This is a genomic window from Burkholderia sp. Ac-20392 (assembly GCF_017104585.1).
GTDB classification, from domain to species: domain Bacteria; phylum Pseudomonadota; class Gammaproteobacteria; order Burkholderiales; family Burkholderiaceae; genus Burkholderia; species Burkholderia lata.
The window spans coordinates 1-9,117 of record NZ_JAAGPB010000365.1 but is presented as its reverse complement, the minus strand read 5'-3'; the positions used below and the strand labels follow the sequence as shown (position 1 = coordinate 9,117).

At 67.8% G+C, this 9,117-nt stretch carries 3 protein-coding genes; all 3 read left to right on the top strand.

Going from position 1 to position 9,117, the window contains the following annotated elements; translation table 11 throughout:
• Window positions 1-399 precede the first annotated feature (399 nt).
• Window positions 400-1,440 (top strand): rod shape-determining protein, encoded by a 1,041-nt coding sequence (locus tag G3N99_RS28800; protein ID WP_174936850.1) that lies wholly within the window; start codon window positions 400-402, stop codon window positions 1,438-1,440.
• A gap of 266 nt (window positions 1,441-1,706) precedes the next feature.
• Entirely contained in the window at window positions 1,707-2,330 is a 624-nt protein-coding gene (locus G3N99_RS28795) for a YdcF family protein (RefSeq protein WP_241011904.1), read from the top strand.
• A gap of 598 nt (window positions 2,331-2,928) precedes the next feature.
• On the top strand, window positions 2,929-9,117 hold a 6,189-nt coding region (locus G3N99_RS28790), incomplete at its 3' end, for an autotransporter-associated beta strand repeat-containing protein (RefSeq protein WP_206124083.1).

Sequence of the window (9,117 nt, the reverse complement as noted above, 5' to 3'; positions counted from 1 at the left end):
GGCGGTGACCGCGGCGGTGGATTCGGCGGCCGGCAGCGGTTGCGCGGCGACCGTGCAGCACCAGAAGGCGACGAGCGTCGTGCAAAGCGGGCGCACCCGCGCCCAGCGGAAGGAAACGGTCGCTGTCATGGTGGAAATACCTGGCGTGATCGGGCGTCTGAGGCCTGCCGGGAGCAGGCAAGACCGAGAGATTACCGTGTTTTACAGGCGTAATGCGAGAGGCTGTTGCGTAGCCGGATGCGTCCGGAACGGCATTTTTGACAATTCAGTCGCGAAAAAATCATCGGAATTGCCTAAAGTATCGGAACGATTTGCCGCTAAGTTCGTGATGGGGCGGCATGGACGCGCCGCTAAAATGTGGCGCGGCTGCCCTGGTCCGTTCGATTACAAAGGTTTGATATGTCGACACCGCTGTTCGGAAAGTTGTTTGCGCAACCCGTTGCGATCGACCCTGGAACGGCGAGTACGCGGATTTATACGCACGAACGCGGTGTGGTGCTGAACCAGCCGTCGGTCGTCTGCTTCCGCAAGGCCGGCGCCGGGGCGACCGACGCGCGGCCGACGCTCGAGGCCGTCGGCGAGCTCGCGAAGGCGCTGCTCGGCCGCGAACCGGGGCATCTCGAAGCCGTGCGGCCGATGCGGCACGGCGTGATCGCCGACGCGCACGCGGCCGAGCAGATGATCCGCAGCTTCATCGACATGTCGCGCACGCGTTCGCGCTTCGGCCGCCGTGTCGAGGTCACGTTGTGCGTGCCGTCCGACGCCACGGCCGTCGAGCGCCGCGCGCTCCGCGAGGCTGCGTTCGCCGCGGGTGTATCGGAGGTCGAATTGATCGAGGAATCGCTGGCGGCCGGGCTCGGTGCGGGCCTGCCGGTGACTGAGCCGGTCGGCTCGATGGTCGTCGATATCGGCGGCGGGACGACCGAAGTCGCGGTCATCGCGCTCGGCGGCATCGTCTACCGCGAGGCGATTCGCGTGGGCGGCAACCAGTTCGACGCGGCGATCGTCAACCATGTGCGCAACCTGTATGGCGTGCTGCTCGGCGAACAGACGGCCGAGCACGTCAAGCAGACGATCGGCTCGGCCACCACCGCGGTGCCGCGCAGGTCGACGCGCGCGGTCGGGCGGGGTGTCGGCGACGGCCTGCCGCGCTCGATCGAGCTATCCAACCACGATGTGGCGGACGCGCTGGTCGCGCCGCTCAAGCAGGTGATCGGCGCGGTGAAGTCGGTGCTGGAGAACGCGCCGGCCGAGCTCGTGACCGACATCGCGAATCGCGGCGTGGTGCTGACGGGCGGCGGCGCGCTGCTCGCGGATTTCGAACGCCTGCTGTACGACGAGACGGGGCTCGTCGCCCGGATCGCCGACGAGCCGGCCACCTGCGCGGTGCGCGGCGCAGGCGAGGCGATGGGGCGGCTGACGATGTGCCAGGTCGACTGACCCGCGTCGTGCCGGGCCGTGCATCGCGGCGCGGCCATTCACACTCTTTCGATCTCCATATTGCGTCCCCGCTTTGCCGGGCACGCTGCTCCGGTTGCCTTGCCGGAAGGCCGGCTGCCGTCCGGCATCGGTCCATCGCGTGGACACCCGAACGCGCACCGTGCTAGCGTTACGCGCCCGTCCGGGGCCGGGCATGCCGCTACGCCCGACGACCTGAGAGACCGAAAACCTTGAAAAACCACACCAAACGGGGCTTGTTGGCCCGCATGGGCCGCCTGCTGGCCGCCGTCGCTTGCCTCTGGATCGTCGCGGCCGTGGCGCTCGTCGCGTACGGGATGCGGATGCCGAGCGAGCCGGCCGACGTCGCCGTGATCTTCGGCAACGCGCTCGACGAGGCCGGTGCGCCGAAGCCCGTGCTCGCCGCCAGGCTCGATGTGGGCGCGCGCTGCTACCGCACGGGGCAGTGTCCGGCGTTCCTCGTCAGCGGCGCGATCGACGGCCCCGGGCTGAACGAGGCGACCGCGATGCGCGACTATCTCGTGGCGCGTGGCGTGCCGGCCGACCGGATCACCGTCGACGACCAGGGCGACAACACGCTCGCGACTGCGCAGCACACCCTCGCGTACCTGCAGGCGCACCGCCAGTCGCGCGTGCTGATCGTCAGCCAGTATTACCACCTCGCACGGGCGCGCCTCGCGTTCGAGCGCGTCGGCATCGCGCGGGCGGACATCTCCGCCGCGTATCCGCGCCGCTTCCAGTTGCGCGATGTCTATTCGAGCTGGCGCGAAGTGCCGGCGTACGCGGTGTATGCGGTGCGGCTGTGGGTGAATCCCGATGCACGGCCGGTTTCGTTCCGGCCGATGCTTTATCTGATGAGCCTGTTTTCGTAACGAGGTGCGGGCCTTTCGCTCGATGCACGATGGACATCGAAAGGGTCGGGTAAATGCCAGACATGTTTCTTTTGTCTGACGAATGGCGGCGCACGGATTATCTGGTTTCGATATTTTCCCGCGGTACATATCTTGCGTTGCAACAAACGGCGACGATAATCGCACTGATATCAGTGTTTTCACGGATGTATCGATTCCATTGATTTTTGAGAAATATCAAATGGATTGACAAACGGCATGCGAAGTTACCTGTCTGAAGCGCTTCGATAAGTAAAAAATGCGCGCTTGCTGCACCCTGATCTGAAAGGGAAAAGATCGACTGGCAAAGCCTGTTCTTTTGATATAGCCTTGTCTGACAAAAAGCCGGGCGGTAATCAAATCAACCAGAAAATCGCTGCAGAAAAACAGGGGCCACCGACATGTCATTCGACTAGTTTCACGCCTGCCTTTCAGGGCCAAATAAAGATTCGTCCATGAATTAGCCGACGTCGCATCGCGACAGCCGGAGTGCACGCTTTTGTCCGCAGATTTTCTGCGGTCGATCGTTTCGTTTCACGGTAATGCCCATTCCAATAACGAGCCAATAACGAGGGAAAGCATGAATCTTGCGCGTTCGAAAAAAGCCGGCGAGCCGTTTCCGAAATTGCTGTTGCCGACGGGTGTTTTTCTGGCGCTGTCCGGCGCCGGTATCGTGCCCGCCTATGCGACCTGTTCCACGGCTGGCACCACGGTGACCTGTTCCGGGGTCGCCAACCCGCTGGCGCCGAACTACTCGAACAGCGCGAACAATATCCATGCGACCGTCAACGCCGGCGCGAGCGTTGGCGTGCTGCTCGGCGTCGGTGGCACCGCGATGTCGCTGACGGGCAACAATACCCAGCTGACCAACAACGGCACGATCGACCCGTCGGCGCTCGGCACCGGGCTCGGCGTGCTGTCGAGCGGCACGGTGATCGGCAACTCGGCGGCGAGCGCCGGCACCACCGTCATCAACAACGGCACGATGAACGGCTCGACCGGAGTCGCGATCAGCGGCGTGACGGGCATGGCGCTGTCGGTCCAGAACGGCACGGGCGGCACGTCGACGATCAACAACACCGGCACGATCGGCTCGAACCCGCTGGTCGGCGCGACCCTCACCGGCGCGGACGCGCCCGTGGTCGCCGCATACGGCGGCGCCACGGTCAACATGACGAACAGCGGGACGATCACGGGGCGTGTGTCGCTCGGTACGAACGGTACGCCGGGGGCGGGCAACTCGTTCGTCAACTCGGGCACGATCAACGGCAGCGTGTCGATGGGCGCGAACAGCACGAACTCGTTCACCGCGGTGACGGGCTCGTCGGTCAACACGGCGGGCGGCACCGGGGGCGCACTGAACATCACGGTTGGCCCGGTCACGCTCGGTGTCGCGGCGACGGGCACGGTCGATGGCGGCGCGGGCGGCGACAACACGCTCAAGCTGCAGCAGGGGGCCGGTGCGAACGGCACGATCGCGGCCAACAACTACATCAACTTCAATCACCTGAACGTCCAGAGCGGCAACTGGACGATCAACGGCGCGTCGACCGCGCAGGACGCGACGCTGGCGGGCGGCACCGCGATCATCAACAACAACGCGTCGCTCGGCACCGGCACCATCACGGCCACCGGCGGCGCGCTGCAGGCAGGTACCGCCGGGCTCAACGTCAGCAACGACGTGACGCTCAACGCGGGCGGGCTGACGGTGCAGGGCGCGACCGGGCTCACGCTGTCGGGCACGGTGTCGGGCGGCGGCGCGCTGACGAAGAACGACAGCGGCACGCTGACGCTGTCCGGCGCGAACAACTACACGGGCGGCACGAACCTGAACGCGGGCGGCATCGTCGTCGGCAACAACGCGTCGCTCGGCACCGGCGCGCTGAACGTCAACGGCTCGGCCACGCTCGATTCGAGTACGAACACGACGCTCAACAACACCGTCAATCTCGCCACAGGCACGACGCTGACGGTCGGCGGCAGCAACAATCTCGGGCTGGCCGGCAGCATCAACGGCAACGGCGGCCTCGTGAAGAACGGCGCGGCGACGCTGACGCTGAGCGGCGCGAACACCTACACCGGCGACACGACGATCAACAGCGGCACGCTCGCGCTGGGCGCGGGCGGGAGCCTGGCGGCGTCCGGCACGGTGAACCTGACCGGAGCGGGCGCGACGTTCGACATGAGCAACGCATCGGGCACGCAGACGGTCGGCGCGCTGGCGGGCTCGGCCGGCACGAACGTGAACCTCGGCGGCAATTCGCTGACGCTGAGCGGCAGCGGCAATGCGACGTACGCCGGCTCGATCGGCGGCACGGGCGGCGTCACGCTCGCAGGCACCGGTACGCAGACGCTGTCCGGCGCGAACACCTACACGGGCGGCACGAACCTGAACGGCGGCAACCTCGTCGTCGGCAGCAATACGTCGCTCGGCAGCGGCGCTGTGAACGTCAACGGTCCGGCGACGCTCGATGCGACCACCAACGTGTCGCTCGCGAACAATGTCAACGTCGCCACCGGCACGACGCTGACGTTCGGTGGCAGCACCAATCTCGGACTGAGCGGCACGGTCTCGGGCGGCGGCGGTCTCGTGAAGAACGGCGCGGCGACCGTGACGCTGTCCGGCGCAAACAACTACACCGGCGGCACGACGTTGAATGCCGGCGGCCTCGTGCTCGGCAACAACGCGGCGCTCGGCACCGGCGCGCTGACCGTCGGCGGCGCGGCGACGCTCGATACGAGCACGAACCTGTCGGTCAACAACGCAGTCAACCTCGCTACCGGTTCGACGCTGACACTGGGCGGCAGCAACGGCCTCACGCTGAACGGCGGCATCACTGGTGCGGGCGGTCTCGTGAAGGACGGTGCGGCGACGACGACGTTGACGGCCGCGAACACCTACACGGGCGGCACGACGGTCAACGCGGGCACGCTCGCGATCAGCGGGGGCGGTAGCCTGGCGGCGACCGGCGCGGTGAACCTGGCGGGTGCGGGTGCGACGCTCGACGTGAGTGCCGCGACCAATGCGCAGTCGATCGGCGCGCTGTCGGGTGTCGCCGGCTCGGCCGTGAACCTCGGCGGTAACGGACTGACACTGGGCGGGAGCGCCAGCGGCACCTTCAGCGGCGTGATCGGCGGCACCGGCGGCCTCACGCTGGCCGGCACCGGCACGCAGACGCTGAATGGCGCGAGCACCTACTCGGGCGGCACCAACCTGAACAGCGGCAGCAGCGTCGTGCTCGGCAACAACGGTGCGCTCGGCAGCGGCACGGTGAACGTCGCGGGCACCGCGACGCTCGACACCAACACGAGCGTGTCAGTTGCCAACGCGGTCAATCTCGGCAACGGTTCGACGCTGACGCTGGGTGGCAGCAATGCGCTCGCGTTGAGCGGCGGCATTTCCGGCGCGGGCGGTCTCGTGAAGAATGGCCCGGCGACCACGACGCTGAATGGCGCGAACACCTACACGGGCGGCACGACGATCAACGCGGGCACGCTGGCGGTGGGCGCGGGCGGCAGCCTGGCGTCGACGGGCGCTGTGAACGTGGCCGGTGCAGGCGCGACGCTCGACCTGAGCGGCGCGACGGGCCCGCAGACGATCGGCGTCCTGAACGGTGTCGCCGGCTCGGCCGTGAACCTGGGCGGGAACACGCTGGTGTACGGCGACAGCTCGAACGGGACATTCGCCGGCACGATCGCCGGTACGGGCGGGGTTTTCAAGCAAGGCAGCGGCACCGAAACGCTGACGGGCGTGAACACGTACACGGGCACGACGACGGTCGGCGGCGGCACGCTGGCGATCGGTGCGGGCGGCAGCATCGCGTCGTCCGGCACCGTGAATCTCGGCGCCGCGGGCACGACGCTCGACCTGAGCGGCGCGGGGGCGAACCAGACGATCGGCGCACTGACGGGCCTGGCCGGGTCGACGGTCGCGCTCGGCGGCAACGACCTCACTTTCGGCAGCACGGCGAACCAGACGTTTGCCGGCGCGATCACGGGCACGGGCGGCATCGTGAAGCAGGGCAGCGGCACCGAATCACTGACCGGCACGAACACGTACACGGGTGGCACGACGATCAACGGCGGCACGCTGGCGCTCGGAGCGGGCGGTTCGCTTGTGGCGACGGGTGCGCTGAACCTCGGTGCGTCGGGCGCGACATTCGACATCACCACGTCGGGAGCAGACCAGACGATCGGCGCATTGTCGGGCGTGAACGGATCGTTCGTGCGCATCGGCAGCCAGTCGCTGACGTTCGGCAACGGCACGAACCAGACCTTCGGCGGTGCGATCCAGGGCACCGGCGGAATCACGAAGCAGGGCAACGGCACCGAGACGCTGACGGGAGCGAACACCTTTACGGGCGATACGACGATCGCGGGCGGCACGCTGGCGATCGGTACGGGCGGCAGCCTTGCGTCGAGCAACGCTGTGAACCTGATGGGCACGGGTACGACGCTCGACATCGGCGCGGGCGGCAGCACGTCGATCGGCGCGCTGAACGGCGTGGCGACCTCGAACGTCACGCTCGGCAGCAATACGCTGACGCTGGGTAATGGCACGAACGGCACGTTCGGCGGCACGATTGCCGGTACAGGCGGGATCACGAAGCAGGGCAGCGGCACCGAGACGCTGACGGGCACGAACACGTACACGGGCACGACGACGATCAACGGCGGCACGCTCGCGATCGGCGTGAGTGGCAGCATTGCGTCGTCGGGTGGCGTGAATTTCGGCGTCGCGGGCACGACGCTCGATCTGAGTGGCGCCGGGGCGAACCAGACGGTCGGCGCACTGAGCGGCGTGGCCGGTTCGACGGTCGCGCTCGGCGGTAACGGCCTGACCTTCGGCACCACGGCGAGCCAGACATTCGCCGGCTCGATCACGGGTACAGGCGGCGTGACCAAGCAGGGCAGCGGCACCGAAACGCTGACGGGCACGAGCACGTATACGGGCGGCACGACGATCAACGGCGGCAAGCTGGCGCTCGGCGCGGGCGGTTCGCTCGCGGCAACGGGCTCGGTCAATCTCGGCACGCCCGGTGCCGCTTTCGACATCAGCACGGCAGGCGGAAACCAGACGATCGGTGCGCTGTCGGGCGTCGGCGGCACGTCCGTCTCGCTCGGCGCGAACACGCTCACGTTCGGCGATGCAACGAACCAGACGTTCGGCGGCGCGATCACGGGCACGGGCGGCATCGTGAAGCAGGGCAGCGGCACCGAAACGTTGACGGGTGCGAACACGTATACGGGCGGCACGACGATCGCCGGCGGCACGCTGGCGCTGGGCGTGGGTGGCTCGCTGGCGGCGACCGGGGCCGTCAACCTGTCGAGCGCGGGCGCTACGCTCGATATCAGCGGTTCGGGTGATTCCACGACCCAGACGATTGGCGCGCTGAGCGGAGTGGGCGGCTCGAAAATCGTCATCGGCCATCCGTTGCAGACGCTGAAGTTCGGCGACAGCACGAACCAGACGTTCGCCGGCACGATCAGCGGCGCGGGCGGGATCACGAAGCAGGGAAGCGGCACGACGACGCTGACGGGCGTGAACACGTACACGGGCAACACGGGGGTCGATGGCGGCACGCTGGCGATCGGTGCAGGCGGCAGGCTGACGACGACCGGCTTCATGGCCCTGGAAGGCCCGGGCGCGGTGCTCGATCTGAGCGCCGCGACGGGCACCCAGACGGTCGGCATGCTGACGGGCCACTCGGACACGAGTATCAAGCTGGGCAACAGCAACCTGATGATGGTCGGAACGGTCGGCGGCCAGGTCTACGCCGGCACGATCAGCGGTGCAGGCAGCCTGACGTTTGCCGCCACCGGCGCGCATAACCTGACGGGCGCGAACACGTACACTGGCGGCACGACGCTGAGCAGCGGCGCTCTCGGTGTCGGCAGCAATACGGCGCTCGGCACCGGTGCGCTGAACGTGACCGGTAACGCATCGTTCCTCGGGTTTCCCGGCGTAACCATCGCCAATCAGATCAACATCGCGTCCGGTGCAACGATGTCTACGAACGGCGGCACGACGCTGGCGGGCGCCATCACCGGTGCGGGGGGCGTCGAGGTGAGCGGCTTGGGGACGCTCACGCTGACGGGCGCGAACACGTATACGGGCGGAACAACGATCGACTCTGCGGCGCTGGCGCTCGGCGCGGGCGGCAGCCTCGCACCGACGGGGGCGATGACCCTCGCCGGCGGCGACACGGTGTTCGACCTGAGCGGCGCAACGGGAGCGCAGACGATCGGCGCGCTGTCGGGCGTGGCAGGCTCAAACGTGATTCTGGGGGCGAATACGCTCGCACTGCATGCCGGCGGGACGACATTTGCCGGCACGATCGCCGGTACGGGTGGTGTCACGGTGGCGAGCGGTTCACAGGTGCTCACCGGCAACAACACGTACACAGGCGTCACCACGATCGCGGCGGGCGGCACGTTGCAACTCGGCAATGGCGGCACGTCGGGCAGCATCGCCGGCAACGTCGCCAATGCAGGCGCGCTCGTCTTCAACCGCTCGGACAACACGTCGTTCGGCGGCGCGATCTCCGGCGCGGGTTCGCTGACACAGGCCGGCAGCGGGCAACTGACGTTGACGGGCACCAGCACGCTGAGCGGCCCGACCACGGTCAGCGCGGGCACGCTCGCCGTCAACGGGTCGCTCAGCCAGTCGACCGTGACCGTGCAGAACGGTGCGACGGTCACGGGTACCGGCACGATCGGCGGCCTCGTGGTGCAGGGCGGCGCGACGGCGGCCGCGTCGCAGCCGGGC

Excerpts from the sequence above, each read along its gene's own strand:
- G3N99_RS28800 (WP_174936850.1), top strand. The coding sequence starts at position 400 with ATGTCGACACCGCTGTTCGGAAAGTTGTTTGCGCAACCCGTTGCGATC.
- G3N99_RS28795 (WP_241011904.1), top strand. The coding sequence starts at position 1,707 with ATGGGCCGCCTGCTGGCCGCCGTCGCTTGCCTCTGGATCGTCGCGGCC.